General features: G+C 75.1%; 22 protein-coding genes and 2 pseudogenes. 9 read left to right on the top strand and 15 right to left on the bottom strand.

The genetic code is table 11. The annotated features are described in order from the left end of the window. Positions 1 to 155: 155 nt before the first annotated feature. Positions 156 to 1081 (top strand): annotated as a pseudogene (locus tag OHA72_RS52330) (NADP-dependent oxidoreductase). A 47-nt stretch (positions 1082 to 1128) separates the two neighbouring features. On the opposite strand, the gene OHA72_RS52325 reads toward OHA72_RS52330, so the two are convergent. The 7 genes from OHA72_RS52325 to OHA72_RS52295 all read right to left on the bottom strand — a co-directional run bounded on the left by OHA72_RS52325 (position 1129) and on the right by OHA72_RS52295 (position 8803). Next, a complete protein-coding gene (locus OHA72_RS52325; RefSeq protein ID WP_327003580.1) occupies positions 1129 to 1599 on the bottom strand; it encodes an FtsX-like permease family protein in 471 nt (156 codons plus the stop codon). A 600-nt stretch (positions 1600 to 2199) separates the two neighbouring features. After that, a complete protein-coding gene (locus OHA72_RS52320; protein ID WP_327003579.1) occupies positions 2200 to 3855 on the bottom strand; it encodes a hypothetical protein in 1656 nt (551 codons plus the stop codon). Then, positions 3852 to 3983: a hypothetical protein gene (locus OHA72_RS52315; RefSeq protein WP_327003578.1), complete on the bottom strand. Its 132-nt coding sequence runs from the start codon at positions 3981 to 3983 to the stop codon at positions 3852 to 3854. Before OHA72_RS52315 ends, OHA72_RS52320 begins: the two co-directional genes overlap by 4 nt. After that, entirely contained in the window at positions 3980 to 5302 is a 1323-nt protein-coding gene (locus OHA72_RS52310) for a hypothetical protein (protein WP_327003577.1), read from the bottom strand. The genes OHA72_RS52315 and OHA72_RS52310 overlap by 4 nt, the downstream gene beginning before the upstream one ends. Beyond that, entirely contained in the window at positions 5299 to 7134 is a 1836-nt protein-coding gene (locus OHA72_RS52305) for a hypothetical protein (protein WP_327003576.1), read from the bottom strand. The genes OHA72_RS52310 and OHA72_RS52305 overlap by 4 nt, the downstream gene beginning before the upstream one ends. Next, entirely contained in the window at positions 7134 to 7859 is a 726-nt protein-coding gene (locus OHA72_RS52300) for an ABC transporter ATP-binding protein (protein ID WP_327003575.1), read from the bottom strand. Before OHA72_RS52300 ends, OHA72_RS52305 begins: the two co-directional genes overlap by 1 nt. Next, positions 7856 to 8803 carry an ABC transporter ATP-binding protein gene (locus OHA72_RS52295; RefSeq protein WP_327003574.1) on the bottom strand — a complete coding sequence of 316 codons (948 nt, stop codon included), beginning with the start codon at positions 8801 to 8803 and terminating at the stop codon, positions 7856 to 7858. Before OHA72_RS52295 ends, OHA72_RS52300 begins: the two co-directional genes overlap by 4 nt. On the opposite strand from OHA72_RS52295, the gene OHA72_RS52290 reads away from it, so the two are divergent. Further along, positions 8802 to 10970 (top strand): CHASE3 domain-containing protein, encoded by a 2169-nt coding sequence (locus OHA72_RS52290; protein WP_327011826.1) that lies wholly within the window; start codon positions 8802 to 8804, stop codon positions 10968 to 10970. The genes OHA72_RS52295 and OHA72_RS52290 overlap by 2 nt on opposite strands. Before the next feature lie 100 nt (positions 10971 to 11070). Beyond that, positions 11071 to 12993 (top strand): APC family permease, encoded by a 1923-nt coding sequence (locus OHA72_RS52285; protein ID WP_327003573.1) that lies wholly within the window; start codon positions 11071 to 11073, stop codon positions 12991 to 12993. A 69-nt stretch (positions 12994 to 13062) separates the two neighbouring features. On the opposite strand, the gene OHA72_RS52280 is transcribed toward OHA72_RS52285, so the two are convergent. The 3 genes from OHA72_RS52280 to OHA72_RS52270 all read right to left on the bottom strand — a co-directional run bounded on the left by OHA72_RS52280 (position 13063) and on the right by OHA72_RS52270 (position 14429). Beyond that, complete coding sequence (locus tag OHA72_RS52280; protein ID WP_327003572.1) at positions 13063 to 13251, bottom strand: hypothetical protein; 189 nt, start codon at positions 13249 to 13251, stop codon at positions 13063 to 13065. Further along, positions 13248 to 13721 carry a GNAT family N-acetyltransferase gene (locus OHA72_RS52275; protein ID WP_327003571.1) on the bottom strand — a complete coding sequence of 158 codons (474 nt, stop codon included), beginning with the start codon at positions 13719 to 13721 and terminating at the stop codon, positions 13248 to 13250. Before OHA72_RS52275 ends, OHA72_RS52280 begins: the two co-directional genes overlap by 4 nt. Positions 13722 to 13793: 72 nt before the next feature. Further along, complete coding sequence (locus OHA72_RS52270) at positions 13794 to 14429, bottom strand: SDR family NAD(P)-dependent oxidoreductase (protein WP_327003570.1); 636 nt, start codon at positions 14427 to 14429, stop codon at positions 13794 to 13796. A 234-nt stretch (positions 14430 to 14663) separates the two neighbouring features. Between OHA72_RS52270 and OHA72_RS52260 the strand changes: the two genes are divergently transcribed. The 3 genes and pseudogenes from OHA72_RS52260 to OHA72_RS52250 all read left to right on the top strand — a co-directional run. Beyond that, complete coding sequence (locus OHA72_RS52260) at positions 14664 to 15800, top strand: FAD-dependent oxidoreductase (RefSeq protein WP_327003569.1); 1137 nt, start codon at positions 14664 to 14666, stop codon at positions 15798 to 15800. 80 nt (positions 15801 to 15880) lie between these two features. After that, positions 15881 to 16306: an AfsR/SARP family transcriptional regulator gene (locus OHA72_RS52255; protein ID WP_327003568.1), complete on the top strand. Its 426-nt coding sequence runs from the start codon at positions 15881 to 15883 to the stop codon at positions 16304 to 16306. Next, positions 16189 to 16485, top strand: a pseudogene (locus OHA72_RS52250) (hypothetical protein); the annotation flags it as partial. The gene OHA72_RS52255 and the pseudogene OHA72_RS52250, both read left to right, overlap by 118 nt. A gap of 8 nt (positions 16486 to 16493) precedes the next feature. Here OHA72_RS52250 and OHA72_RS52245 read toward each other — a convergent pair. Next, on the bottom strand, positions 16494 to 16838 hold the full coding sequence (locus OHA72_RS52245; RefSeq protein ID WP_327003567.1) for a hypothetical protein: 345 nt from the start codon (positions 16836 to 16838) through the stop codon (positions 16494 to 16496). A gap of 80 nt (positions 16839 to 16918) precedes the next feature. On the opposite strand from OHA72_RS52245, the gene OHA72_RS52240 reads away from it, so the two are divergent. Next, positions 16919 to 19018, top strand: coding sequence for an ATP-binding protein (locus OHA72_RS52240; RefSeq protein WP_327003566.1), 2100 nt, complete (start codon positions 16919 to 16921; stop codon positions 19016 to 19018). A 57-nt stretch (positions 19019 to 19075) separates the two neighbouring features. On the opposite strand, the gene OHA72_RS52235 is transcribed toward OHA72_RS52240, so the two are convergent. Genes OHA72_RS52235 through OHA72_RS52220 form a run of 4 tightly spaced genes read right to left on the bottom strand, consistent with a single transcriptional unit; the run spans position 19076 to position 24301 of the window. Next, on the bottom strand, positions 19076 to 20497 hold the full coding sequence (locus OHA72_RS52235) for a tyrosine-protein kinase domain-containing protein (RefSeq protein ID WP_327003565.1): 1422 nt from the start codon (positions 20495 to 20497) through the stop codon (positions 19076 to 19078). Next, positions 20488 to 21906 (bottom strand): lipopolysaccharide biosynthesis protein, encoded by a 1419-nt coding sequence (locus OHA72_RS52230; RefSeq protein ID WP_327003564.1) that lies wholly within the window; start codon positions 21904 to 21906, stop codon positions 20488 to 20490. The genes OHA72_RS52235 and OHA72_RS52230 overlap by 10 nt, the downstream gene beginning before the upstream one ends. After that, positions 21903 to 23066, bottom strand: a complete 1164-nt coding sequence (wecB, locus tag OHA72_RS52225; RefSeq protein ID WP_327003563.1) for a non-hydrolyzing UDP-N-acetylglucosamine 2-epimerase — start codon at positions 23064 to 23066, stop codon at positions 21903 to 21905. The genes OHA72_RS52230 and wecB overlap by 4 nt, the downstream gene beginning before the upstream one ends. Beyond that, positions 23063 to 24301 carry a glycosyltransferase gene (locus OHA72_RS52220; protein ID WP_327003562.1) on the bottom strand — a complete coding sequence of 413 codons (1239 nt, stop codon included), beginning with the start codon at positions 24299 to 24301 and terminating at the stop codon, positions 23063 to 23065. The genes wecB and OHA72_RS52220 overlap by 4 nt, the downstream gene beginning before the upstream one ends. Positions 24302 to 24380: 79 nt before the next feature. Here OHA72_RS52220 and OHA72_RS52215 point away from each other — a divergent pair, with 79 nt between their 5' ends. Further along, positions 24381 to 25463 (top strand): glycosyltransferase family 4 protein, encoded by a 1083-nt coding sequence (locus tag OHA72_RS52215; RefSeq protein WP_327003561.1) that lies wholly within the window; start codon positions 24381 to 24383, stop codon positions 25461 to 25463. Beyond that, positions 25460 to 26701, top strand: a complete 1242-nt coding sequence (locus OHA72_RS52210; protein WP_327003560.1) for a glycosyltransferase — start codon at positions 25460 to 25462, stop codon at positions 26699 to 26701. Before OHA72_RS52215 ends, OHA72_RS52210 begins: the two co-directional genes overlap by 4 nt. The last annotated feature ends 26 nt before the right edge of the window (positions 26702 to 26727 follow it).

Here is a 26727-nt window from a genome sequence, read left to right as displayed (position 1 = left end):
TGCACGGTTGTGCCGGGCATCCGAGCGAGGCTTCCGAGTCACTTCGCGGTCCACGCGTCTCAGTTCAGCACAAGACGGACGCCCTGTTCCACTTCGAGCGTTAGGTTCCGGTGGCGGTGCGGTCGCACCGGCGCAACAGCGTGGAAGGAACAGCCGTGTTCGCTCTGCAGTACTCCAGCTTCGGCGCCCCGGACGTCCTGACGGTCGGGCCCGTCGACGCGCCGCACGCCGGTCCGGGGCAGGTCCGCATCGCCGTGCGGGCCGCCGGGGTCGCGCCGACAGATGCCCTGCTGCGAGCGGGCAGGCTGCGACCGTCGCTGGCGTGGCCGCACGTCCCGGGCGTCGACGCCGCGGGCGTGGTGGACGAGGTCGGCGAGGGCGTCGGCGACGTCCGGCCCGGCGACGAGGTCTTCGGCGCCGTGGACGTGATGCGGCTGGGCGGGGCCACCGCGCAGTACGCGGTCCTGCAGTTCTGGGCGCCTCGCCCCGCGGCACTGACCTGGGAGCAGGCCGCCGCCCTCGGCACGAGCGCGGAGACCGCGACCCGCGTCCTCGACCTGCTCGGCGTCGGCGCCGGGACGACCCTGCTCGTCGACGGCGCGGCCGGCGGCGTGGGCAGCGTGGCCGTCCAGCTCGCGGTCGCCCGCGGGGCACGGGTCGTCGGCACCGGATCCCCCGGCAACCAGGACTTCCTGCGTGACATCGGAGCCCTGCCGACCACCTACGGCCCCGGCCTGCCCGACCGGGTCGCCGAGCTCGTCCCGGAGGGTGTCGACGCGGCCCTGGACGTCGCCGGTGCCGGATCGCTGCCGGCGCTGGTGTCCGTCACCGGAGACCCCGGCCGGGTCGTGACCATCGCCGACTTCTCCGCCGGCGGGCACGGTGTCCGGCTGTCCCACGCCGGCTCCGGCGACCCGGACGGACGGCACGGACTCGCCGTCGCCGCCGGGCTCGCCGCTGCGGGCCGGCTGCGGGTCCCGGTCCGGGCGACGTTCACGCTGGACCGGGCGGCCGAGGCCCACGAGCTCGCCGCGTCGGGGCAGGCCGCGGCAAGGTCGTGCTGCGGGTGGCGGCGGACTGAAGCCGCCCCATTCGGCCCCGCAGGACCCGATCGGGCACCGGGCGGTGTCACTCGCCCGCGCGCAACACCTCGCCGAGCTGCCTGCGCCGGCGCAGCGCCGCCTCGACCGGCACGACCACGGCGACCGTCACCACCAGCGCTGCGGCCATCAGCGTGAGCCACCCCCACGGCAGCGCGAGGGAGGGATCGACGGCCTGCCGGGTGAGCAGCCGCAGCTCGAGCGGGCCGAGCGTGAGCCGGGCCAGCAGGATGCCGAGCAGCGGGCCGCCCACCGCCGCGATCAGCACCGGGGGCAGCAGTTCGCCGGCCGCGATCCAGCGGGCGTCCCGTGGCCGCAGGCCGAGGGTGCGCAGCCGGGTGAGGGTCTGCCAGCGTTGCGGTGCGCCGGCGGACGCGCCCAGGGCGAACCCGAGCAGTCCCAGCACCAGCAGGGCCGCGGCGGCGTTCCGTGCCAGCCGCAGCAGGCCCGCGGTCAACGGCGCGTCGCGGCGGGTGTGCTCCACGTCGGCGCGCAGCACGACGTTCGCGGCGGCGTCGCTGCCGGCGACGGCCCGGGGTGCCGGGGCCGGCCACCCACACGGTGTTGGGCGCGGCGGGCAGGCCGGCGGCGGCGAGGCTCGCGGCGTCCACGACGACCACCTCGGTGGCGTCGCCGACGGCGGGGGCGGTGCCGACCGCGGTGAGCCGGATCGCCGGGGCGCCGTCCGGCTGGGGCAGTTGCAGGCGCATGCCGGGCCGGAGGCTGCCGTCGCCGGAGAGCACCAGCGCGGGGACGTCACCGGGTGCGGGGTTCGTGAGCCGGGTGAGCGCCGGTGCGTCCGGCAGCGCGGTGGCGGCGAGCAGCCGCTGGAACGCGGCGGCGTCGACGATCACCAGGCGCGGTGCGGTGACCGTCGTGTCGGCGATGACCCGGGCCCGGTCGGTGACCTGCGCGACGACGACGTGGTCGATCCCGGGGGCCGCGGCGATGCGTGCGGCGAGGGCGGGTGTCGAGGCCACCGCCGCCGGGGCGACGTCGAGGCGGGCATCGGCGCCGACGGTGCGCCACGCGCCGTCGGCGAGCCCCGCACCGGCGGAGGCGTCGAGGACGAGCGCGAACGACGCGACCGCGGCGGCGGTCACCAGGGCCAGGGGCGGAGGATCCGGCCGGCGGTGGCGGCGGCCCGGGCGGCGCCGAAGACGGCGAGGGGCGGCGCGAGCGCAACGCCTGGCGCAGCGCGATGCGGGTGCCGGCGGGCAGCAGCCGCAGCAGCACCAGCGCCGCGGCGAGCGCACCGAGCGCCGGCGCGCTGGTGGGCAGGGCGGCACCGCCGGCCGCGCCGGTCAGGAGATGCCGCGCTGGCGCAGCGCGACGAGGGCGCCGACCGCGGCGCCGAGGATCGCGACGTCCAGCGCGGCGCGGCGCTGCGCGGTGCGCCGGGCCCAGCGGCGGGCGCTGCTGTTCGCCGGGGTACGCCGGTCGCTGGTGGCCCGGGCGGCGGCGAGCGTGCCGAATGCCGGACCGGCGGTGGCGGCGGCCAGGACCAGTGGCAGCGCCGACAGCACGGCGACGCCGGGGCGACGGCACGGGCGAGCGCGAGGCCGATCGCGGTCGCCGCCAGCGCCGCCGCGGCCGACTCGACGAACAGTTCCGCGCCGAGGTCGGGCAGCGCCGCCCCTCGGTGCCGGGCGGCGGTGAGGGTCGCGGTGCGGCGGTGCACCAGCAGGTCGGCGGCGACCAACAGGACCAGCACCGTGGCCAGCAACACGCCGGTGAGCAGGGCGGACGCCTGGGCGGAGGCGGCGTCGATCTGGGTCTGCGCGTCCCGCAGCACGGTGTCGAGCCGCGATTCCCAGCGCAGCGACTCGTCGAAGAGGCTGGAGGCGCCGGAGGTGGCCTTGAGCCCGACGACGGTCGCGGCGAGCGCGGACGCGGTGGCCCAGGTGAGGGCGTCCGGCCGAGGGGCGAAGCGGATGGTGCGTTGCAGCTGGTCCATGTCGAACGCGAGGCGGGCGTCGGGCAGGGAGTCGCGGGAGAGCAGGCCGCCGAGCCGGGTGGTACCGACGCCGTCGGCGCCGGGCACGGGCTGCAGCACCGACGGGGCGAGCCGCCAGGCGGGGTCGGTGCCGTCCACGGGCCGGAAGATGCCGCTCACCCGGACGTCCTTGACCTGCTTCTGCTCGTCCTTGAGCGGGATGGTGTCGCCGGGCTTCAGGCGCAGCGCGGCGGCTTCCACTTCGGACAGTCCGACCTGGACCGGCCAGGGCGGGCCGACGTACGGCGCTTCGACGGACCGGTCGGTCCCGACGGCGGATCCCGGTGCGGTGCCGGCGATCCAGGTGACGGCGGGGCCGCCGCCGTCGGGCGCGAGGTAGGTGAGCTGGAAGGTGCGCAGGACGCTGCCGTCGGTGACGTTGAGCACCGGGCTGGTGACGACGGCGACCGGTGGTTGCAGGACGGCGCGCAGGTCGGGGCCGAGTTCGGACGATGCCCGGTCGCGGAGTTCGTCGACGTCCTCGGCGAGGTGCGGTGCGCGGAGCCGGCCGCCGCCGGGCCCGTCGTCGCGTTCCCAGCGGGCGTGCACGAGGACGTCGGCGTCGTCGCCGGCCCGGCGGACGGTGTCCTGGACGGCGTCGTCGGCGGTGGCGCGCAGCAGCGGCGGCATGGCACCGGCGAGGAGGGCGACGGCCGCGACGACGGCGGCGGCGAGCAGCAGCGGTCCGGCGTCGGCGCGGGCCCGGCCACGGATGCTGGGCCAGTGCAGGGCCGGCGGGTGCAGGCGTGGCCGCTTCACGATGCCACCCGCAGGTGGGTGGCGTCGGCCCGGCGGACCTGGACGGAGACGACGGCGGCGACCGCGAGCGTGCGGCCGGCCAGCAGCGTGAGCAGCAGGGCCGGCGGGTGCAGGCGTGGCCACTTCACGATGCCACCCGCAGGTGGGTGGCGTCGGCCCGGCGGACCTGGACGGAGACGACGGCGGCGACCGCGAGCGTGCAGCCGGCCAGCAGCGTGAGCAGCAGGGCCGTCTCGGCCACCCACGGCCACAGCGGTGCGGCGGACGGCACCGGTGCGGCGCCGGTGTCGGAGCGCACGAGCAGCGGTGCCACCAGCCGGGTGGCGAGCGCGCCGACCGCGGCGCCGGCGACGAGCAGGGGCAGCAGCACCCCGGCGTGCTGGCCGAGCATGACCGCCCGGATGTCGCGCCGGGCCATGCCGATGCCGCGCAGCCGCGCCACTTCCAGCGCGCGGACCTGCAGGTCGCAGGTGACGTGCAGGATGACGCCGGCGAGCAGGAGCAGCGCGGCGGCCGGGACGAGCAGCCGGAGCACGGCGGGCAGGCCGGCGCGCAGCGGGCCGGCGCTGAGGCGGGTGGTCTCGTCGGCCCGGGTGGTGATGGTGCCCAGGCGCAGGGCGGCGGCCCGGTCGGCGGCATCGCCGGCGGGGTGGCCGACCCACCAGGCGTCGACCGGGAAGGTGAGGTCACCGGCGACGGCCATGACGCGGGAGAGGGTGTCGAGGTCGGCGAGGACGGCGACGGCGCCCGGTGCGGCGGGGACGGTGGGCAGTACCTCGGTGACCTTGATCGACACCGGTGTGGTGCCCACGGTGATGCTGAGCGTGGACCCGCGTTTCGCGCCGATCTCGTCGGCGAAGCGGGCGGAGACGGCGACCGGCACGGGTCCGGGGTCGGGGAACGCGGTGGCGACGACGGTGCGGGCGGCGTCCGGGGCGCCGCCGAAGTCGACGGTCGCGGTCAGGTGCAGGTCCGCGCCGGCGACGGCGACCTCCGGTCCGGACACCTTCCCGGGCACCGGCGGAGCGGAGGTCGCGGTCCACGGGGCGGACGGTGGCGTGCCGCCCGGCACGGTGAGGGTGACGGCGATCTTGCTGATGCCGCCCGCGAAGTCCGCTTCGGAGGCCTCGACCTTGAGGGACACGGCGACGAGCTGGAGCCCGCCGGTGGTCGCGCAGGGCGGCAGCCGGTGCGGGGCCGCGTCGAGTGGGACGGTGGCACCGGTGCAGGGGCTGCGCAGGCCGGTGGAGTCCTGCAGGAGCAGGCGGGGGGTCACGGCGAGCGGGGCGTCGCCGGTCGTCGTGCCGGTGAGGGTGACCTCGGCGCCGGCCGGGACGGCGATGCCGGCGGCGGGGGTGGCCGGGGCGAGGGCGGTGCCGACGCCGGTCCAGCTCCGGTCGCCGTCGAGCCGGCCCCGCAGCAGCGCGCCGGCGTCGGTGGTGTTCACGGCGACGAGGCGGGCGGGGCGCCGCCGCTGCCGAGCCACTGCCCCACGGCGATGCCGCGGTTGACGGCGGGGCTGACCGTGCCGCCGGTGGCGGCGGCGACGGTGCTGCCCTGCCCGGCGACGGGCGGGGTGGTGAGGGTGAGCGCGAGGTCGGTGCCGACGGACACGTCGGCCTGGTCGTGCTGCGAGCGCTGCCAGGTGGCGTCGAAGGCGATGCCGAACGTGCCGGCGGCGCAGGCGAGGCCGATGAGCAGGCCGGCGGCGACCGCCTGCGGGCGCCGGGCGGCCTCGAACGCTGCCAGCGGCAGGACGAGTCCGCGGCCGCGGCGGGCCAGCCGGTCCGCCCCGCGCAGGGCGGGCAGCATCAGCCGCAGGGCCAGCGCGGCACCGGCGGTGAGCAGCAGCGCGGGGGCGAGGACGCGGACGGCGTCGGCGCGGGTGGTGGCGTCGGCGGGTTGGGTCGACAGCTGCCACCAGCCGATCCCGGCGAACGCGACGAGCAGCACGTCCGCGCCGGACCTGGCGAGCAGTTCGCGGCGGTTGCGGCGGTCGCCGGGCGCCGGGCCGGGCCGGACGGCCAGGACGATGAGGACCGCGGCCAGGGCGAGCGCGCCGACCGCCACGGTGAGCGTCTGGGCGCCGGTCACGGCGGGGTCCGCGGCGAGCCCGGCGCCGTCGAGCGGCGGCAGGTGCGTGAGGACGGCGTGCAGGGCGGAGGAGGCAGGGACGGCGAGCGCGGCGGCGACGGCGGCGAGCGCGGCGGCCTCGACGGTGGCGGCGACGGCGAGCTGGCGGGGACTGGCGCCGAGGGCGGTGAGCAGGGCGGTCTCGTCGGTGCGGACGCCGGCGGTGAGCCGGCCGGCGAGGGCGAGGGCGGTGGCGGCGAGGACGCCGCCGAGGACGGCGACGGCGAGGACGACGGCGGCGGTGACGCGGCGCTGGTCGTCGGCGGCCTGCAGGGTCAGCGGCAGGGCGGAGGAGACGCGTTCGAGCTGGACGCGGTTGCCGAGCACCCCGGCGAGGTGGCGGTCGGCGCCGCGCACGGCGGTGGCGGCGGCGTCGAGGTCGCGGCCGGTGGGATGGGACAGGTCGGGGTGGGCGGTGACCTGGAGGCGGTCGATGGTGGCGCCGCTGGTGAGCAGGTCACCGAGGTCGACGATGAGCGGGCCGTAGGCGTTGACCGGTTGGCCGAAGCGGCCGTCGAGGTAGCCGGGGGCGTAGCCGGTGGCGGCGAGCGGGTCGCGGTCCCAGCCGGCGCCGGGCAGCGGGCGGACGATGCCGACGACGGTGACGTCGAGCGGGGGGACGGCGGCGTGGGCGAGTTCGGCGCCGAGGTGGAGCCGGCTGCCGGGGGCGAGGCCGAGCAGTTGTGCGGTCTGCTCCAGCAGCACCGCTTCCAGGGGCGTCTTCGCGGCCTGCGGCCAGCGTCCGGCGGTGAGCTGGGCGCGGGCCGACAGATCGTCCATGCCGGACAGGTAGGCCTGGGGCGCGACGGTGGTGCCGGCGGCGATGGTTGCCGGCAGGGCCCGCAGGATGCTCGACGCGCGGGTGTGGGTGGTGGTGGGGAACGGGGCGAGGGCCGCGGTGATGACGTCGCGGGCGTCGGTGGCCACGGTGCCGGCGTCGTGGCCCTCGACGGTGCCGGTGTACGCGGTGACGTCGACGGCGTCGGGGGCGGCGCGGGTGGCGGCGACCTCGTAGGCCCGCTCGGCGGTGCGGGTGGTGAGCAGGGCGCAGGTGCCGAGCAGCGTGGCGCCGACGGTGACGACGCCGAGCAGCGCGGCGAGCAGCGGCCATTGGGCGCCGGCGCGGCGGGCGAGCAGGATGAGCATCAGTCGAGCTGCCCGTCGTGGATGTTGATGACGCGGTCGGCGAGCGCGATCATGACCGGGTCGTGGGTGGAGACGAGCGCGGTGACGCCTTCGGACTCCACGACCCCGCGCAGCAGCGCCATCACCGCCAGGCCGGTTTCGGCGTCGAGCTGGCCGGTGGGTTCGTCGGCGATGAGCAGCCGGGGCGAGCCGGCCAGTGCCCGGGCGATCGCAACCCGCTGCTGCTGGCCGCCGGACAGCTCGGTGGGCCGCTGCTCGGCGTGCTCGGCGAGGCCGACGAGTTCGAGCAGCAGCGCGACGCGGCGTTCGCGCTCGGCGGGCGCGACGCGGGCCAGCCGCAGCGGCGCGCCGACGTTCTCCGCGGCGGACAGCACCGGGATCAGCCCGAAGGTCTGGAACACGTAGGAGACCTTCTCCCGGCGCAGCCGGGACAGGCCGTCCTCGTCGAGGGCGGTGACGTCGGTGCCGTCGATGTGCACGGTGCCGCCGTCCGGGCGGTCCAGCCCGCCGATGACGTTGAGCAGGGTCGTCTTGCCGGAGCCGGACCGGCCGACGAGGGCGACCATGGTGCCGGGCCGGACGTCGAACGACACGCCCCGCAGCGCATGGACCACGGTCGGTCCGGCGCCGAAGCGGCGGTGGACGTCGCGGACCGACAGCAGCGGCCCTGCGATGGGCTCGGCGGCCGGGTCGGTGGCCGGCTCGGTGGTGCGGTCGGCGCTCATGCGGTGCCGGCGGTGTCGGCGGTGTCGGGGCGGATCGTGACGTGGTCGGATTCCAATGCCAGGCGGACCCGCCGGGTCAGGGCGAGGGCCTCGCGGAAGTCGCGGGGGACCTGGACCCGGCCGGCGCGGTCCATCACGGCGTACTCCTCGGCGAACACGTGGGTGTCGCCGTCGGCGTTGACGGTGGCGCGGCGCAGCACCTCGCTGCTGGTCCGGCCGTCGCGGATGGCCACGGTCCGCTCGACCTGGCCGCTCACCGCCGGGTCATGGGTCACCACCACCACGGTGACACCGAAGTGCCGGTTGACGTCCCGCAGCGCCCCGAACACCTCGGCGGACGTGGCGGAGTCCAGCTCGCCGGTGGGTTCGTCGGCCAGCAGGACCCTCGGCTGGTTGGCCAGCGCCACCGCGATCGCGACGCGCATCTGCTGGCCGCCGGACAGCTGCCCGGGGCGCCGGTCGGCGCAGTCGGCGACGCCGAGCGCGGCCAGCAGCTCGGCGGCGCGGTCCCGGCGGGTCCGGACCGGGGTGCGGGCGACCGTCATCGGCAGGTCCACCATCTGCCGGGCGGTGAGGTACGGCACCAGGTTGCTGGCCGTCTGCTGGCGCACGAACCCCACGGTGTGCCGCCGGTAGTGAACCCGGTCGGCGCGGGACATGGCCAGCAGGTTCCACCGGTCGACCCGGGCCCGGCCGGCGGTCGGGGCGTCGATCCCGGCGAGGATCGACAGCAGCGTCGACTTGCCCGAGCCGGAGGCGCCGACGACAGCGACCATTTCTCCGCTGTCGACGGTCAGATCGAGTCCCTGGAGCGCTTGCACCTCGACCGACCCGGTCTGATAGATGCGCACGAGGCTCTCACAGGCAATCAGCGCGTCCCGGCCGAACTCGGGCGCCCGCGCCGGCGGCTGCGGCAGTGACAACGACAGCGGCGTGCTGGACATGCCCCTCCTCGGCGATTCCGCGGATCCCTGGAAATCCCGCCCCAATATACGGATCCGTGTTTTCGAAACATTTGGAAGCGGACGCGGTCGGCAGCAGCGTCGCGAACTTCCAGCCGTAATGTCGCATTCTGGTACAGAGCGGAAAATGTCGACATATCCGGTTGTAGGCTTCCAGGAGGTGCGCTCCCGCCGCCCGTTGGTGGTGGTGCGCTGGATGGAGATCAGGGTGAAGGCACACACTCGCAGTTTCGGGCTGACCCGCCGGGTGATGGTGCTGTGCCTGGTGTGCGCGGTGGCCTTGAGCGCGGCGCTGGTGACGATGCTGGCCGCTGTGGCGAGTCTGGATCGGGAGGTACGGTCGGCGCGCAGCTCGCAGGCCGCGGTCATCACCGCCGGGCAGTTGCAGACCTCCGTGCTGTCGATGGAGAGCGCCGAGCGCGGCTTCGTCATCACCCACGACCCACGGTTCGTGATGGCGTGGCAACAGGCCCGTGCGGCGATAGCGCCGCAGTCGGTGCGGCTTGAGATGCTCGTCGCCGAGGATGCGCAGCAGCAGGCGCGCGTCCGGCATCTCAATCAGCAGATCGCGACCTTCACGGCCGATATGTCGGGGCCGGCGGGTGCGGGTGGCAGTCCCGGGTCGCCCGACGCCGTGCAACTGCTCGACAGCCAGCAACGCGTCGACGCGATCCACGCGGAGTTCGCGCAGTTCACCACGAGAGAGATGCGCGATGCGGCCAGGCAGGCCGCCAGCGCCGACGCGGACACCGCGTGGGCGTGGGCCACGGCGGGCGTCACGCTCGCCGGGTCGGTGCTGGTCGTGGTGATGTTCGCGGCGTTCGTGAACCGCGGGATCGTGCGGCCGGTCGCGGCGGCGGCCGGGATGGCCGATCAGCTGGCGGCCGGTGCCCTGTCCACCCGGATGCCGGAGGACGGGCCGCACGAGATCGGCGTGCTGCAGCGGTCGTTCAACGCCATGGCCACGTCGTTGGAGGCGCACCGTGACAACCTGCATCGGCTCGTGGCCGAACAGGGCGCCCTGCGGCGGATCGCGACGCTCGTGGCCCGTGCGTCGCCGTCGGACGCGGTGTTCGGCGCGGTCACCGAGGAGGTCGGGCAACTGCTGGGAGCCGACATGACCCTCCTGTTGCGGTACGAGCCGGACAAGGAGGCGGTCGTCGTCGCGGGGTGGAGCCAGTACGCCGTGCCCATCGTGGTCGGCACCCGCACGGCGCTGCCGCCGGACGGCGCCGCCATGCACGTCTACACCAGTCAGCGGTCCTGGTGGACCCGCGTCGGCGAGGGCACGTCCGTGCCCGACCCGTTCCTGGCCCGGCACGGGATCAGGATCTCCGTGGGTGCGCCCATCGTGATGCAGGGCAGCCTGTGGGGGGCCCTGATCGTCATGGCGGCGAGCGAGGAACAGCTCCGGCCGCAGGACGCGGCCCGTACGGCCGACTTCACCGATCTCGTCGGCCTGGCCGTCGCGAACCTGCAGGCGCGCGCCGATCTGACCGCCGCCAGCGTCCGCATCGTCGAAGCCAGCGACCAGGCCCGCCGCAGGCTCGAACGCGATCTGCATGACGGCACCCAGCAACGGCTCCTGGCCCTCCTGCTGGATCTGCGCCGGATTCACGCACTGACGCCGGTGGAGCCGACCGGGCTGGCCGACGACCTGGCCGAGGTCACCGACGACCTGGCCGACGCCATCAACGAGCTGCGGGAGGTCTCGCACGGTATCCACCCGGTGATCCTGACCGAGCGCGGCCTGGAGCCGGCGCTCAAGGCCCTGGCCCGCCGTTCGCCGGTGCCGGCCGAGCTGCACGTCGACCTGCCGTTCCGGCTGCCTCCGAATATCGAGACCAGTGCATATCATGTCGTCGCCGAGGCGCTCACCAACACCGCCAAGCACGCGCACGCCTCGTATGTGCGCATCGACGCCACCGCCGACGAGCAGACCCTCCGGCTGCGCATCGGGGACGACGGCGTCGGCGGTGCCGATCCGAGCGTCAGCTCCGGCATCCGCGGGATCGGCGACCGGGTGACCGCCCTGGGTGGCAGCAGCCGGCTCGCCAGCCCGCCCGGACACGGCACCACCCTGTGGTTCACCATCCCGCTCGGCCCGACCCCCTCCGCCGAGACGTCGACGCCACCCGTGGCGGCCTGACACGGCGCCGGGCGGTCATCCGCCGGGTGGTCGCTACATCCGGGCCTGCCGGGTAGAGGCCGGCGGTGCGGGACGTAACCGACGCTCGGGTCGACCGGCGATGACCTGGGTTCGGATCTGGCTGCTCTCAGGCATCAACGACCGGTCGCTGCAGCACGCCGGACCGGGCGCCAAACCGGCCGCGGACCGCCGCCACCCGTGGTGGAAGGTGATGTGCCTGACCGGTGTCGACTACTTCTCGACGCTGGGCTACCAGCCGGGGATCGCCGCGCTCGCCGCCGGGCTGCTGTCGCCCGTGGCGACGGCGGTGCTGGTGCTGGTCACGCTGCTCGGCGCGTTGCCGGTGTACCGGAGGGTCGCCGCGGAGAGCCCGCACGGTGAGGGCTCGATCGCGATGCTGGTGCGGCTGCTGCCGTTCTGGCAGGGCAAGCTGTTCGTCCTGGTCCTGCTCGGGTTCGCCGCCACCGACTTCATCATCACGATGACGCTGTCCGCCGCGGACGCGACCGCGCACCTGGACGAGAACCCGCTCTGGCCCGCGGTCCTGCACGACCACGAGGTCCTGGTGACCCTGCTCCTGCTGGGCCTGCTCGGCGCGGTGTTCCTCGTCGGGTTCACCGAGGCGGTCGGCATCGCGGTCGCCATCGTCGGGATCTACCTGACGCTGAACGTGATCGTCGTCGTCGACGGCCTGTGGCTGATCGCGACCCGCCCCTCGATGCTCACCGACTGGTCGGCCGCGTTGACGGCCCGGCACGGCAATCCGCTGCTGGTCGTGGCCATCGCCCTGGTCGTGTTCCCCAAGCTGGCGCTGGGCCTGTCCGGGTTCGAGACGGGCGTGGCGGTGATGCCGCACGTGCGCGGCGATCCGGCCGACAGCGAGGAACACCCGACCGGGCGGATCCGCGACACCAGGAGACTGCTCACCACCGCGGCGCTGATCATGAGCGGGTTCCTGCTCACGACCAGCGTCGTCACCACGGTCCTGATCCCGCCGGCCGCGTTCAAGCCGGGCGGGAAGGCCGACGGCCGGGCGCTGGCGTTCCTGGCCCACGAGCACCTCGGCCCGGCCTTCGGTACCGCGTACGACCTGTCGACCATCGCGATCCTCTGGTTCGCCGGAGCGTCGGCGATGGCCGGCCTGCTGAACCTGGTCCCGCGGTACCTGCCCCGCTACGGGATGGCACCGGACTGGGCCGGGGCGGTCCGGCCGCTGGTCCTGGTGTTCCTCGCCGTGGCGGTCCTGATCACCCTCTACTTCGACGCCGACGTCAACGCCCAGGGCGGCGCGTACGCCACCGGCGTCCTCGTCCTGATCACCTCCGCCGCCGTCGCGGTCACCCTGTCCGCCCGCCGGCACCGGCAGTACCGCTCGTTCGGCATGTTCGCGGTCATCGCCGCCGTCCTCACGTACACCACGATCGCCAACATCGCCGAACGCCCGGACGGTGTGAAGATCGCCGGGTGCTTCATCGCCGGCATCGTGCTGGTGTCGGTGCTGTCCCGCATCGGCCGGTCGTTCGAGCTGCGGGTCACCGACCTGCAGTTCGACGACATCGCCAGCACCTTCATCCACGACTGCGCCCGGCGCACGATCCGGCTCGTCGCCAAGGAACCCGCGCACCGCTCAGCCGCCGACTACCGGGACAAGTTGCGGCAGATCCAGGCCGACAACGACATCCCCGACGACGCCGACGTGATCTTCGTCGAGGTGGACATCACCGACGCCTCCGACTTCGCGTCGGCCGTCGTCGTCCGTGGTGAGGTCACGCACGGCCGCTACCGGGTCCTGGTCCTGCAGAGCCCGGCCGTCGCGAGCGCCATCGCCGCGCTGCTGCTCGGCATCCGCGACCGCACCGGCCGGCGCCCGCACATCTACTTCGAGTGGACCGAGGGCAACCCGGCCGCCAACTTCCTCCGCTTCCTGATCTTCGGTCAGGGCGAGGTCGCGCCGGTCACCCGCGAGGTGCTGCGCCGGCAGGAGCCCGACCGCCGCCACCGGCCGCACGTCCACGTCGGCTGAGCAACACCCGCCGCGCCGACCCTGAGCTTCCCGGGCGGGGAGGATGCGATGCCCGGCCGGCCGCGCCGGTCACAGCCGGAACTGGCCGACCAGGCGCCGGAGGTCCTGCGACATCGCACCCAGTTCGGTGACGGCGCCCTGGGTGGCGGTGACGACGAGGCCACCGACCGTGTCGTCACCGGCGAGGAAGGCCAGATCGGTCTCCCGGTCGGTGCCGGTCAGCCGGGCCTCGGCACGGGCGGCCTCGGCCGGTGTCACGCGGACGGCGCGCAGCGGCACCGCGGGCGGCGCGGTCGGCGTGCCTGCAGGTACAGCAGCGGCCAGTAGGGGATCAGCCCGGCGCGGACGTACAGCGGCATCGCCCGGGGATCGTGGGACGCGAAGGTGAAGCGGGCCGGCTCGCGATCCTCCGCGGGCCACAGCGCCGCGAGCAGGGCCCTGCCGATCCCGGTGCCGTGGCGTACGGGGTCGACGAACAGATCCGTGAGCATGCTCGCGGCGCCGACGCCGACGGTGGCGCCGTACCCGGCGACGCCCCCGTCCTGTTCGGCCACGAGGAGCCTGCCCCGTCCGCGCAGACGCCCGAGGTAGCCGCCGTCCACGCCGGACTGCGGGCCGGACTGCGGGCCGGACCGTGGGCCGGGCTGCGCGTTGCCGCGTGCGACGCCCGCGATGCCCGGACCGTCGCCGGGGCGGGCGGCACGCACGATCAACGACGGCTGGGTCATGTGCGGCTCCACAGTCTCGTGGCGGGCGTCCACAGGTCAGCATGGCAGCGCCCGGCGGCGGGCCGCCGCCGGTCAGGCGGCGAGCATCGCCTCCAGTTCGACCGGGTCGGTGAGGTAGACCGAGCCGGCGCCGGCGGAGGCGTCGTCGGGGAACACGATGCTCTCGCCGGCCGCGACGGCCGCCACGATGCGGGCGGCGACGAGCTCGGGTGCGGCCTTGGCGGCCTCCATCCCGGCGAGCATGTCGATGCCGCCGGGGTAGGCGCCCAGCACGTGGACGCCGCGGTCGCGCAGTTCCGCGCGCAGGGCCTGGGTGGCCGAGTGCGCGGCGGCCTTCGACGCGCTGTACCCGGCCATGGGTGGCGCGGGCGCGAGCGCGATCAGGGTCAGGACGTTGACCAGGGTGGCCGGCCGGTTGCGTTCGAGGACGGGCGCGAACGCCCGGCTGACCCGCAGCAGGCCCAGATAGTTGGTGGCCAGGTCCTGCCCGATGCAGTCGAGGTCGCCGTCGAGCACACCCCCGAAGTGCAGCACGCCGGCGTTGTTCACCAGGACCGTGACGTCGGGTGCCGCGGCGGCGGCCGCGGCGACGCTCGCGTCGTCGGTGACGTCCAGCACGAGGGTGCGGACCCGGGGGTCGTCGCGCACGCCGGCGGCGATGCCGGCCGTGGCGTACACGGTCGCCACGCCCGCGTCGAGCAACGCCAACCCCCGTCGGTGCGGTCGCCCGCAGGGTCGGCTACACCTCCGAGTACGCCTTCAACCGCGCCTTCAGCCGGCGTCACGGCCAGCCACCCGGCCGCTACCGCGCCGCGCACCACCCGGCGATCCGGCAGCCGGCGGCCACGCAGTAGGAACGCCGGTGTGTCGGTGCCGTATCGCTGTCGTGTCGGCGGGGGCACGCAGGCTCTGAGGCACGCGACAGCAGCCGAAGGAGCAACAATGAGCACTCCAGTCACCATTGTCGGCGCCGGCCTCGGTGGCCTCACCCTGGCCCGGGTCCTGCACGTGCACGGCATCGAGGCCACGGTCTACGAGGCGGAGGCATCACCGGCGGCCCGGGCGCAGGGCGGCATGATCGACATCCACGACTCCAGCGGGCAGCCGGCCCTCGCGGCGGCCGGCCTGACGGACGAGTTCCGCGGCCTCGTCCTGGCGGGCCGCGAGTCGTACCGGATCGTCGAGCGGGACGGCACCGTCCTGTTCGACAGGCCCGACGACGGCGAGGGCCTGCGCCCCGAGGTGCAGCGCGCCGCGCTGCGGCGGATGCTGCTGGACTCGCTGCCGCCCGGCACCGTGCAGTGGGGGCACCGGGTCAGCGGGGTGCGCGCCCTCGGCAGGGGCCGCCACGAGGTGACCTTCACCGGCGGCGCCACCGCCGTCACGAGCCTGCTCGTCGGCGCGGACGGCGCGTGGTCGCGGGTCCGGCCGCTGCTCACCGACGTCACGCCCGAGTACAGCGGCAGTTCCTCCGTCGAGACGTTCCTGTTCGACGCCGACAACCGCCACCCCGCCACCGCGAAGGCGGTCGGCGGCGGGTCGCTGTTCGCGTTCGACACGACCGCGAGCGGGAAGATCTTCATCGGGCACCGGGAGGGCGACGGGAACCTGCACGCCTACCTGTGGCTGTCCAGGCCGCTGGACTGGTTCGACGGCATCGACTTCGCCGATCCCGCCGCGGCGAGGGCCCGCATCGCGCGGGAGGTCGACGGCTGGGCCCCCGAACTGGCCGCGCTGGTCACCGGCAGCGACACCGACCCGGTCCACCGCCCCCACTACACGCTGCCGGTCGAGCACCGATGGGACAGGGTGGCGGGGGTGACCCTGCTCGGCGACGCCGCGCACCTGCAGCCCCCGAACGGCAAGGGCGCCAACCTGGCGATGCAGGACGGCGCCGAACTCGGCACGGCCGTCGCCGCGTACCCCGGCGACATCGAGACCGCGCTCACCGAATACGAGCGGGCGATGTTTCCCCGCAGCGCCGCCGCGGCGGCCGACGGTGCCGCCTTCATCGCCATGATCCTGGGCGACGACGCGGCCCGGCACCTCACCGATCTGTTCACCGGAGCGGACCGGTAGCCGCCTGTTCACCGGAGCGCACCGCTGGCCACCGGCTCACCGGAGCGCACCGGTGGCCGGCGGCGCGCGATGATGGTGCCGTGCGGATCACGACGCTCGGCCCCCTCGCGGTGGACGGCCGCCCGGTGCGAGGCGACCGGCTGGCCGCGGTGATCCGTGAGCTCCTCGACGCCCGGGACCGCACCGTCTCCACCGGCGCCCTGGTCGACGCGGTCTGGCAGGGCGCGCCGCCCGATGACGCCGTCGGCGCGGTGCAGGCCCTGGTCGGCCGGGTGCGTCGGCTCGGCGTGCCGGTGCTCGCCGCGCCGGGCGGTACCGCATCCCGGCCGACGAGGTGCAGATCGACGCCGTCACGGTCCGCGTGCTGGCCGACCGCGGCCGGCAGGCGCTGCGGGAGGGCGACGCGGCCGGCGCGCAAGCGTGTGCCGACGAGGCGCGGGCGCTGTTCCCGCAGAGCCCGGAGCTGGCCGAGGCGGGCAGCGCCCGGCTGTTCGGCGACGTCGTGACCCTGCGCGCGGAGGCCGCCCTGGCCGGCGGCGGCCCGTTCGACGAGGCGGACCTGCGCCTGCTGGCGGCCCGGGTCCCGCCAGACGAGCCGGCCGCCGCACTGCTCGTGCGGGTCCTCGCGGCGCAGGGACGCGACGCCGAGGCGCTCGACCTGGTCGAGCAGGTCCGCGCCGACCTCGCGAACCGCTACGGCGCCGACCCGTCACCGGTGCTCGCCGAGGCGCATCTGGCCCTGCTGCGCGGGCAGCTGGCGGTCGCGCGTCCGAAGCGGACCGGGTATCTCCCCGCCGCCTGGCGCCGGGCCGCGACCCCGCTGGTGGGCCGCGAGCCGGATCTCGCCGCCGTCGGCAGGGCGCTGCTGGAGGCGCCGCTGGTGACCGTGGTCGCGACCGGCGGCGCGGGAAAGACCCGGCTGGCCGCCGAGATCGCCCGCTCCGTCAGCGGCTCCCGCCCGGTCCGCGTCGTGGAGCTGGCCGGTCTGCGCACGCCGGCCGAGGTGCTGCCCGCCGTCCTGGCCGCCCTGACGGGCACCGCCGGTCCGGCAGGGGACCGCCGCGCGCCAGCCCCGGGAACGGCTGCGGGCCGCCGGCCCCGACCTCGACGGACTCCTCGTGCTCGACAACTGCGAACACGTCCTGGACGCCGCCGCGACCGTCGTGGCCGACCTGCTGGCCGTCGCGTCGCCCGAGCTCAGCGTGCTCGCCACCAGCCGGGCGCCGCTGGGCCTGGCCGCGGAGGTCGTGCACCGGCTGCCCGCACTGCCCGACGACGAGGCGCTCGCCCTGATCGAGGCCCGTGTCCGCGCCGGCGGATCGGCGCCCGCGTGGCGGCGGGACCAGGCACTGGCCCTCGTCCACCGGCTCGACAACCTGCCGCTCGCCCTCGAGCTGGCCGCCGCCAGGCTCCGGCACATGCCGATCGCCGACGTCCTCGCGGGCCTCAGCGACCGGTTCGCGCTGCTCGACGACGCGCTGCGCGGGCTGCCCGACCGGCACGCCGGCCTGTGGGCGATGGTCGACTGGAGCCGCGAGCTGCTCGAGCCCGCCGAACGGGACCTGCTGGAGCGGCTGTCCGTCATCCCCGCCCCGTTCACGGCGGATCTCGCCATTGCCACAGCCGGTGGTGTACGCCGAAGCCTCGCGATCCTGGTCGAGCAGTCACTGCTGCGGCTGGAGGAAGGCGACGGCGACCCCCGGTACCGGATGCTGGAGACGGTCCGCGAGTACGGCGAGGCCAGACTCGACGCGGCCGGCGGTCGCGACACCGCGATGGCCGGACTGGTCGGATGGGCCGTGCGGCAGGCGGTGACCCTCGCCGCCGGCTTCATCGGCCCCACCCAGATCGAGGCGCTGCACCGCTGCGCGGCCGACCACGACAACCTGGTCGCCGCCCTGCGCTGGTGCCACGACCACGACGACGAACCGGCCGCCGTCGACGTCGCCACCGCCCTGTTCCACCTGTGGACGATGCGCGGCCAGCACGTGGAGGCCAGTGCCTGGTCGCGCATGCTGCTGCACATCGACGACCCCGCCGCGCGCCGCCGCTCGGCGATCCTGCACGGCCGGGCCGGCGGCCGCCCCCTGCCGCACGCCGACCGGCTCGCCTGGCTGTGCGTCCTGATCGGTGTCAGCGCGGGCAACACCGGCCCCATGCGCCTGAGCGTGCTGGCCCGCCGCGCCCTGCGAAACCTGTTCGCCTCCCGCCCCGGCGACGTCTCGCCCCGCAACGCGGCCCTGGCCGCGGCACTGCCCGGGCTGGAACAGGCCGACCCCGACAAGAGCCTGGCCGACGCCGCGGTCCTCATCGCCCACCCCGACCCGTACGTCCAGGCGATGGGCCACCTCATCCGGGCCGTCCTGATCGAGAACGTCGGCACCCGGCACGCCGCGACCGGCGACGCCGAGCTGGCGTACCGCCGGTTCGAGGCCGTCGGCGACCACTGGGGGATGGGCATGGCCGCCCAGGCGGCCGGGTACTCGGCCAGCACCGGCCCCGACCCGCGCACCGACGAGTGGCTGCGCCGCAGCGAACGGCACCTGCAGCTGGTCGGCGCGGCCCAGGACGCCCGCTCGACCCGGGTGCTGCTCGACACGCAGCTGGCGCTCGCCGGCGACGCCGAGGCCGAACGCCGGCTGCTGGAGGCGGCCGGCTCGGACCATCTCGACGAGATCGACGCCTGTCAGGTCAACCTCGGCCTGGCCCAGCTGGCCTGGCGACGCGAACGCCACGACGAGGCACTGGCCCACGCCGGCGCGGTGCTGCGGGCCATCGCGGACGCCGGCCCTCCCGACCCGACGCAGCCGCGGACCCTGTTCCGGATCGCGGTCGCCGTCATCCACCTGTGGGTCGCCGACGCCCGCCCGGCGCAGCCGCCCACCGGCGCCGACACGCGGGCCACCGACGCGCTGCGGCAGTCCCGCACCGAGGTACTGACCGCCCACGACCGCCCGCTGCTCGGCGCGTGGGCGATGGGCGGCGCCGAACTGGCCGCCTTCCGCGGCGACACCGCGACCGCCCGCGAGCTGTGGGCGCTGGGGACCCGCGTCGGCGCGACCGTCAGCTGGTTCTTCCCGCAGGGCCGCGGCGAACGGCTCGCCGCCGCCCTGGGCGACCGCGGCAGCCGCGAGCCGTTGCTCGCAGCAGCCGGCGGCCTCACCGGGGCCGTCGTCTACGGCCGCATCGGCGCGCTCATGGACGACCTGCTCGCCTGAACCGTCCCGCGCTACGCCGCGGCGGTCGACGCACCGCCGCGGTGACCCGGTTGCGGGCTATCCGGCATTGGTGCGGGAGCGGTGCCGGTCGCCGGTCAGGGCCGGCTCGTGCGTGTGCGGGGCCGGCTGCGCCGAGGCCTCGGCCGGGTACTGGTAGTAGTGGTACGGGCTGGACTGCCGGCGCGGCTCCATGTTGAGCACGGTGCCGAGAAGGCGGGCGTCGACGGCGCTGATCGCCTTGATGGCCGCCGACATCTGCGCGACGGTGGTCCGGCCGCTGCGGCTGACGTAGACGACGCCGTCGGTGCGGGTGGCGAGGATCGCCGCGTCGGTGACCGACAGCAGCGGCGGCGAGTCGATGATCACCATGTCGAACTCGGCCCTGGCGGCGGTCAGCAGGTCCGCCATCTGCCGTGAGCCGAGCAGCTCGCTGGGGTTGGGCGGGATGATGCCGCTGGGCAGGATCCACAAGCTGCTGTTCCACTGCTGGACGACCTCGTCGATGCTCACCTGCCCGGCCAGGACGTTGGTGAGCCCGACCGCGCCCTCGATGTCGAAGTAGCCGGCCAGCGACGGCCGGCGCAGGTCGCCGTCGATGAGCAGCACCCGCTGGCCGGTCTCGGCCAGGACGATGCCGAGGTTCGCGGCAGTGGAGGACTTGCCCTCCCCGGGCAGCGAGCTGGTGATGACGACGGCGGTCGGCGGGTCGTCGACGTCGAGGAACTGCAGGTTGGTCCGCAGCCCGCGCAGCGCCTCGGCGCGGGCGGAGAAGCCCGCCTCGCCGACGAGCAGCGGCTCACGCCGGGCCGAGGTGTCGAACGGCACGTGTGCGATGACGGACCGTTCGGTGATCTCCTGGACGTGGTCGGCGTCGCGGACGCTGGAGTCCAGCAGCTCCAACTGGATGGCCAGGGCGATGCCGAGGATCAGCCCGACGAGGACGGCGACACCGATGTCCCGCACCGGCCGGGGGGAGACGGGTCCGGCCTGCGACTCGGGTCCGCTGATCACCTCGACCTTGATCGGGGTGTCGGTCGAGCCCGCCGGGGTCTCCAGGGACTCGAGCATCGCCTTGAAGTCGGTGGCGACGCGGGCCGCGATGCGTTCGGCCCGGGCCTGGTTGACGTCGGTGACCACGGCGCGCAGCAGCACGGTGTCGGGCACCGGGGCGGCCGTGATCCGCGCCCGCACCTGCTTGGCGTCCAGGCCGATGAGCGGGTCACCGGCGATCTTCGCGGCCAGCCGGTCGCTGACCAGCAGGCTGGCGTAGGACTTGACCCGCTGCTGGGTGAACAGGTTGCCCTGGTAGGCGTCGCTGACCCCGCGATTGGGCGTGGTGACGAAGAACGTCAGCGAGGTGGCGTACTGCGGCGTCTGCGCGGCGCAGTAGACGTAGGCCACCCCCGCCGCGAGTGCGACCGCGATGGCGACGCACCACCAGCGTTTCAGCACGACCTTGAGATAGCCGGCTACGAACACGTGCCCTCCCTTGCTGGTTGTCCGGGTCCGGTCAGCGCCGGTGCGTAGGCGGGGCCGGGCGCCAGTGCGGCGATGCGGCGCCGGTGACCCGCCTGCCGGGCCACCACGCTGCGGTAGCCGGCGGCGCACGCCGGCAGGACGGTGACGGCGAACACCGCGGCGCTGCCGAGCGGCACCCCGGCCAGGCCGAGGTGGCGCACCAGCAGCGCCTTGGCGGGCAGCGACAGCACCAGGTATGCGCCCCAGCCGACGAGCTGCGGGCGCAGCAGCCCGACGCTGTTCTGCACCATGAACATCGGCGAGGCGACGGCCAGCAGGGCCGGCCATACGGCGAGCAGGGCGACGACGCCGGTCGGCAGGCCGTGGAAGTCCGGCGAGCGGATCCACGCGGCGAGCAACGGTTCGCTGGCTGCCACGAGGGTGGCCGCGGCCGCGCCCACCAGCCCGGCGCCGAGCAGGCACATGCGGCGCGTGGTGCGCCGCACCCACGGCAGGTCGCCGCGGGCGAGCGCCTCCGCGTTGGCCGGCCACAGCGGGGTGTTGACGACGGTGACGATCAGGTTCAGCAGGACGAACATGCGGACCGTGACGCCGTAGTGCGCGGCGGCCACCGGGCCCAGCCAGCGCGCGACCAGATAACCGTCGATGCTGGCCGCGGTGGAGCTCAGCAGGGACAGCGCGAAGTACCGGGCACTCAGGCGCAGCAACCCACCGGCGACGCCGGGCTGCAGCACCCACCGCGCCGGCCGCAGGCCGGGCCGGACCCGGGTGAGGTAGTGCACGGTGTTGCACAGGTTGCCCAGCGGTGCGGCAGTCGCGGTGCAGACGATGAGGGTGAGGGGGCCGGCGCCGGCGGCGGCCGCGCCGCCGACCGCCAGCACGGTCCATGCGGCGGTGGCCGCCGACCATCCCGCGCTGCGGGCGGTGTCCTGCATGGCCAGCTGGATCTTGGTGATGAGCGAGAGGGGCAGGTTGACCGCGAACGCGCCGAAGCAGACGACGAGCACCGCGGCGGCCTGGGCGCCGAGGCGGGGGTCGGTGACGCCGAACAGCGGGCCGACCGGCACGGCGACGCCGACGGTCACGACGCCGGCCAGCAGCGCCGCGGCCGTGCCGGCGAGGGTGAGGTAGGCGGCCGCGACGGCGCCGGCCATGTCCTGCGGCGCCGAACGGTGCGCCGACAGCCGCGTGAGCAGGCTGTTGCCCATGCCGAGGTCGGCGAAGAGGGCGACGCTCGTCAGCGCGGTCACCGCGACCCAGACGCCGAACAGCGCCGGTCCGAGGTGGTGGAACATGACGGGCGCGACGATCAGCGACGCGACCGAGCCGGCGCCCATGGCGCCGAACGAGGCCGCGACGCCGCTGACGAGCCGGCGGTTACGGGTCGTCGCGGCGAGCCGGACGGTCACCGGCGGCGGCCGATCGCCTCGAGCGCAGATACATGGCTGCGCGGCGCCGGACGGCGGATCCCGGCCCAGTCGTGGTGCCGGCGCACCGTGGACAGAATGATGCGCAGGACGCGGTGCGACGTGTCGTCGATCAGGTAGTCCGGCGGGCACGCGGCGGGTCCGGCGCCGGCGGTCGCGGACCGCACCGCCTCCACGACCCCGGCCGGGTCGAGGCCGGTGGCGGTGATCGAGCCGGCCTCCAGCGCCTCGGGGCGTTCGATCGAGTCGCGTAACGTCACCGCCGGGAAGCCGAGGATCGCCGACTCCTCGCTCACGGTGCCGCTGTCGGACAGGGTGCACAACGCGGAGCGCTGCAGCCGGATGTAGTCGAAGAAGCCGAACGGCTCGTGGAAGGTGACGCCGTCGAGGTCGGCGTCGGCGCGGCCGGCGAGGCGGGTCCGGGTCCGCGGATGCGTGCTCACCAGCAGCCGCAGGCCCCAGGTGCGCCGCACGGCGTCCAGGCAGGCGATCAGCTCGGTCAGCCGGGACGGGTCATCGACGTTCTCGGCACGGTGCGCGCTGACCACGAAGTACCTGCCCGGGGTGAGGCCGAGCCGGTCGAGGACGGTGCTTGCCTCCACGCGGTCCCGGTAGTGGGTCAGCACCTCGCGCATCGGCGAGCCGGTGAGATGCACCCGGCGCGGATGCAGACCCTCGGCGAGCAGGTTGCGCCGGGCGTGCTCGGTGTAGACCAGGTTGAAGTCGCTGACGTGATCGACCAGGCGCCGGTTGGTCTCCTCCGGCACGTTGAGGTCGAAGCACCGGTTGCCGGCCTCCATGTGGTACACGGGGATGTGCATGCGGCGGGCGATCACCGCGGCGATGCTGCTGTTGGTGTCGCCGAGGATCAGCACCGCGTCGGGGCGCTCGGCCAGCAGCGCGGCCTCGGTGCCGACCAGCACGTCGGCGAGCATGACGCCGATGGAGTCGGTGCGGATGCCCAGCTCCCGGTCGGGTCGGCGCAGCCCGAGCTCGTCGAAGAACACGCCGTTGAGCTGGTAGTCCCGGTTCTGCCCGGTGTGCACGAGCACGTGCTCGACGGCGTGGTCGAGGCGGTCGATCACCCGGGACAGGCGGATGACCTCGGGCCGGGTGCCGACGATCGTGAGGACCTTGGTCACGCGTGCTCCCTGGTGGTGGCGGGCCGTGGCGCCGCCGGCGATCTCGGGTCGGTGAGGAACGCCGTCACCGGTTCGTCCCACCGCCGATAGTCGAACCGGTCGGCGGCGGCGACCGCGGCGGCGCTCAGCTCGCGCCACTGTGCGTCGGTGAGGGTCAGCGCGCGGCCGATGGCGGCAGCGACGTCCTCGGTGCGGATGCCGGCCACGACGACGCTGTTGCGGCCGTCCTGGAGCGTGTCGGCGAGGTCGCTGGTGAGGTTGGCCAGCATCGGGCAGCCGGCCGCGAGGGCCTCGGGGACCTTCGACGGGTAGCCGGCGTCGGCGTAGCCGCCGGGCGGCCGGACCAGGACCGAGCAGTGCGACGCGGCGAGCAGCTCGAGGACCCGCCGGTGCGGCATCCGGCCGGCGAACTCGACCCGTTCGCCGGCCGCCGCGAGGGTACCGGTGCGCAGGTCCGAGCCGCCGATCGCGTCCGAGGCGTCCAGACCGGCCACGACGAGCCGGACAGGACCCGGCTCGGCGGCGACGGCAGCGACGACGACGTCCAGCAGGTCCTTGGCGCCGGGGGTGCCGGCGTACAGCAGCCGCAGCCCGGTGCCCAGTGACGGTGGCTGCGGCGACGGGAACGCGGCGCAGTCCACCAGCGGCGGCACCCGCAGCACCGGGACGCGGCGGGCCGCGAAGCGCCGCTCCAGCGCGCTGGAGGGCACCACGACGCCGTCGGCGAGCCAGCCGGTCAGGGCCTCGGCCCAGCGGTGGCGCAGGAACCGCGGGTCCCACCGGCCACGGCGGAACTGGTGCGGGTCGTGGCGTTCGGTGACGTCGACGGTGACCGGGCAGCGCAACGCGATCCGCAGCGCCGCCCACAGGCCGACGGTGAGCAGCGCGAGGGGCACCAGCGTCGCGGTCAGGTCGCCGGGGCGCACCCCGGCGCGGCGCAGCGCGACGAGGACCCGCACCGGACGGGTCGAGCGCAGCAACAGCCGGCGCACCCGCGACGGCACCGGGCCGCCCAGGGTCACGACCGCGAGGCCGGCGGTGTCCGGGGTGCCGGCCGCGACGGTGCCGGAGGACCCGTCGGACGGCAGTGCGGTCGCGTCGTTGGCGACGGTGACCCGCCCGCCGGCATGGCAGACGGAGCGTGCGAGGTGGAACAGCCGGTTCGCCGTCGCCTCGCCCTGCGGGAACCGGCTCGCGCTGATCGCGAGCAGGTGCGGAGACGGGCAGGTGCTCATAAACAGCTACTATGAGTGTTTGTGAGGACACTTTGCGCTATTTCAGCCAAGATGTCGCTATGTTCGTTGAAGTGACGCCATGACACGGCCGGTCATCGTGCAGCACTATGCCGGTGTACCCGGCGCCAGCGGGCCGGCCACCGCCGCCGAGCGGATCCTCAGGTCGCGCCTGGCGATGCAGTACCAGTTCGTGCCGATGCGACAGCTGCGCGGCAACGGTCTCGTGGACGTGCCGCTGATCCGGGCCTGGATCCGCATGCTGCGCGAGACGCGCCCCGACATCGTGCACATCCGGGGGCTGCAGAACGAAGGCTTCCACGCCGCCGTGGCGACCCGCCTGGCCGGCTGCCCCCGCGTCCTGGTGACGGTCCACGGCACGGTCCGGGACCTGCAGTTCGGGCCGCGTAGCCTGCGCCGTAAGGCGTTGACCCAGCTGGCCGAGCCGTTCACGCTGCGCAGCGCCACCCACGTGGCCACGGTGAGCCAGCGGGCCGCGCACCGCGGCTTCCTGGAGCAGTTCGCCGGCAAGTTCGCCGGGGTCGTGCCCAACGGCGTGCCGGTGCCGAAGCCCAGCGCCCGCCGCCGGTCCGCCGCCCGCCGCCAGCACCGCTTCGCCGCGACCGACTTCGTGATGGTCACGGCGTCCCGGCTCACCTGGGAGAAGGGGTACCGCTCCCTGGCCGACGCGATGCGTCTGCTGCCGCGCGCCGAGCACCGCCGCCGTCTGCTGGTCCTCGGCGACGGCGCGGACGCGGCAGGCATCCGCGCCGACTTCGCCTCCGTCACCGGCACCGAGGTGCGCTTCGTCGGCCAGTGCAACGACGTGGCGTCCTACCTGGCGGCCGCCGACGTCTTCGTGTTCCCGACGCTGCATGAGAACCTGTCCAACGCGCTGCTCGAGGCGATGGCGCACGGCCTGCCCGCGGTCGCCACCGCCGTCGGCGGCAACGTCGAGATCCTCAAGCGCGGCGGCGGCCTGCTGGTGCCGGCCCAGGCGCCGGTCGCCATCGCCAACGCGGTCACCGAGCTCGAACGCGACCCCGCGACCCGGGAGCGGCTCGGCTCGCAGGCCCGGCAGGTGGTCCGCGACCACTACAGCCTCGACCACATGATCGACACACTCGACGGCCTCTACCAGCAGATGCTGGTGGACCGCCCGTGACCGCGGGCGCGCCGCCGGCGGTCACCCTGCTCGGGTTCACCGTCGAGGATGCCATGATGCGCGAGGTGCTGCGCCGGGAGCCGACCATGCCGGTGCAGACGCACGCCTTCGCCTGGGCCGTCCTGGACGCGTTGCGCGTCGCGGAGTGCCGCACGACGGTGCTGTCGGTCCCGCCGGTGTCGACGTACCCCCGCTATCCGCAACTGGTGTTCCGCGGCGGCGCCGTCGCACAGGACACTGTGGACGGTGCCCTGATCCCGTTCGTGAACCTGCCGCTGGTGCGGCACGCCACCCGCTTCGTCGGCGGTTGCCTGACCGGCCTGCCCGCCCTGCGCCGCTGGCGCAGCACCGTGCTGCTCGTGCACGGCGTGCACTCGCCGTTCCTGTGGCTCGGCGTGCTGGCCCGCGCCGCGACCGGTACCCGCATCGTCGCGGTCCTCACCGACGCGCCCGGGGTCCGCCTGCCGGGCGAGCCCAGGGTGCTGACCGCGCTGCGCCGCCTCGACGTCGCCGTGGTCCGCGCGGCGCTGCGCCGCTACGACGGCGTCGTGACCGTCACCGAGGACCTCGCCCGAGACTTCGCCCCCGGGCGTAGATCGATGCTCATGGAAGGCATCATCGGCCGCCCGGAGGGCCGCCCCGGGAGCCGCCCGGTGCGGCCGGCGCCGGCCGTCAAGCCGCCGCGGGCGACGTTCGACATCGTCTACGCGGGCGGCCTGAGCCGGGACTACGGCGTGGACCGCCTCGTCGACGCCGTGCGCGGGATGCCCGACCCCGACGTCCGGCTGCTGCTGTTCGGGCGCGGCCGGCTCGATCCCTGGCTGCACCGGCAGGCCGCGGCCGACCCGCGCATCGTCGCACCCGAGTTCGTGCCCCGGGAGTCGCTGCCCGACCGGCTGCGCACCGCCCGGGTCCTGGTGAACCCCCGCCCCGTCGACGGGGACCTGGCCCGCTACGGGTTCCCGTCGAAGCTGCTGGAGTACCTGGACACCGGCGTACCCGTGGTCACCACCGCACTGCCGTGCATCCCGGACGCGTACCGCGCCGGCATGGTCTTCGCGGAGGCCGACACCGCCGCAGGGCTTGCCGCGGCGATCGCCCGGGTCCGGGCGCTGCCGGATGCCGATGCCGGCGCCATCGGCGCGAAGGGCCGCGAGCTGCTCCGCGACCGGTGCGGCCCGGCGCGGCAGGGACAGCGGCTGCGCCGGTTCTTCGAGGAGCTCGCCGCCACCCGGTAGGCACGGGGACACCCGGTGGTGCGGTG

The organism is Dactylosporangium sp. NBC_01737 (assembly GCF_035963215.1).
Classification (GTDB): domain Bacteria; phylum Actinomycetota; class Actinomycetes; order Mycobacteriales; family Micromonosporaceae; genus Dactylosporangium.
This window is presented reverse-complemented; position numbering and strand designations above follow the sequence as displayed.

Excerpts from the sequence above, each read along its gene's own strand:
- OHA72_RS52260 (WP_327003569.1), top strand. The coding sequence starts at position 14,664 with ATGAGCACTCCAGTCACCATTGTCGGCGCCGGCCTCGGTGGCCTCACC.
- OHA72_RS52300 (WP_327003575.1), bottom strand. The coding sequence starts at position 7,859 with ATGAGCGCCGACCGCACCACCGAGCCGGCCACCGACCCGGCCGCCGAG.
- OHA72_RS52220 (WP_327003562.1), bottom strand. The coding sequence starts at position 24,301 with ATGAGCACCTGCCCGTCTCCGCACCTGCTCGCGATCAGCGCGAGCCGG.
- OHA72_RS52290 (WP_327011826.1), top strand. The coding sequence starts at position 8,802 with ATGCCCCTCCTCGGCGATTCCGCGGATCCCTGGAAATCCCGCCCCAAT.
- OHA72_RS52215 (WP_327003561.1), top strand. The coding sequence starts at position 24,381 with ATGACACGGCCGGTCATCGTGCAGCACTATGCCGGTGTACCCGGCGCC.
- OHA72_RS52285 (WP_327003573.1), top strand. The coding sequence starts at position 11,071 with ATGACCTGGGTTCGGATCTGGCTGCTCTCAGGCATCAACGACCGGTCG.
- OHA72_RS52295 (WP_327003574.1), bottom strand. The coding sequence starts at position 8,803 with ATGTCCAGCACGCCGCTGTCGTTGTCACTGCCGCAGCCGCCGGCGCGG.
- OHA72_RS52275 (WP_327003571.1), bottom strand. The coding sequence starts at position 13,721 with ATGACCCAGCCGTCGTTGATCGTGCGTGCCGCCCGCCCCGGCGACGGT.
- OHA72_RS52305 (WP_327003576.1), bottom strand. The coding sequence starts at position 7,134 with ATGCTCATCCTGCTCGCCCGCCGCGCCGGCGCCCAATGGCCGCTGCTC.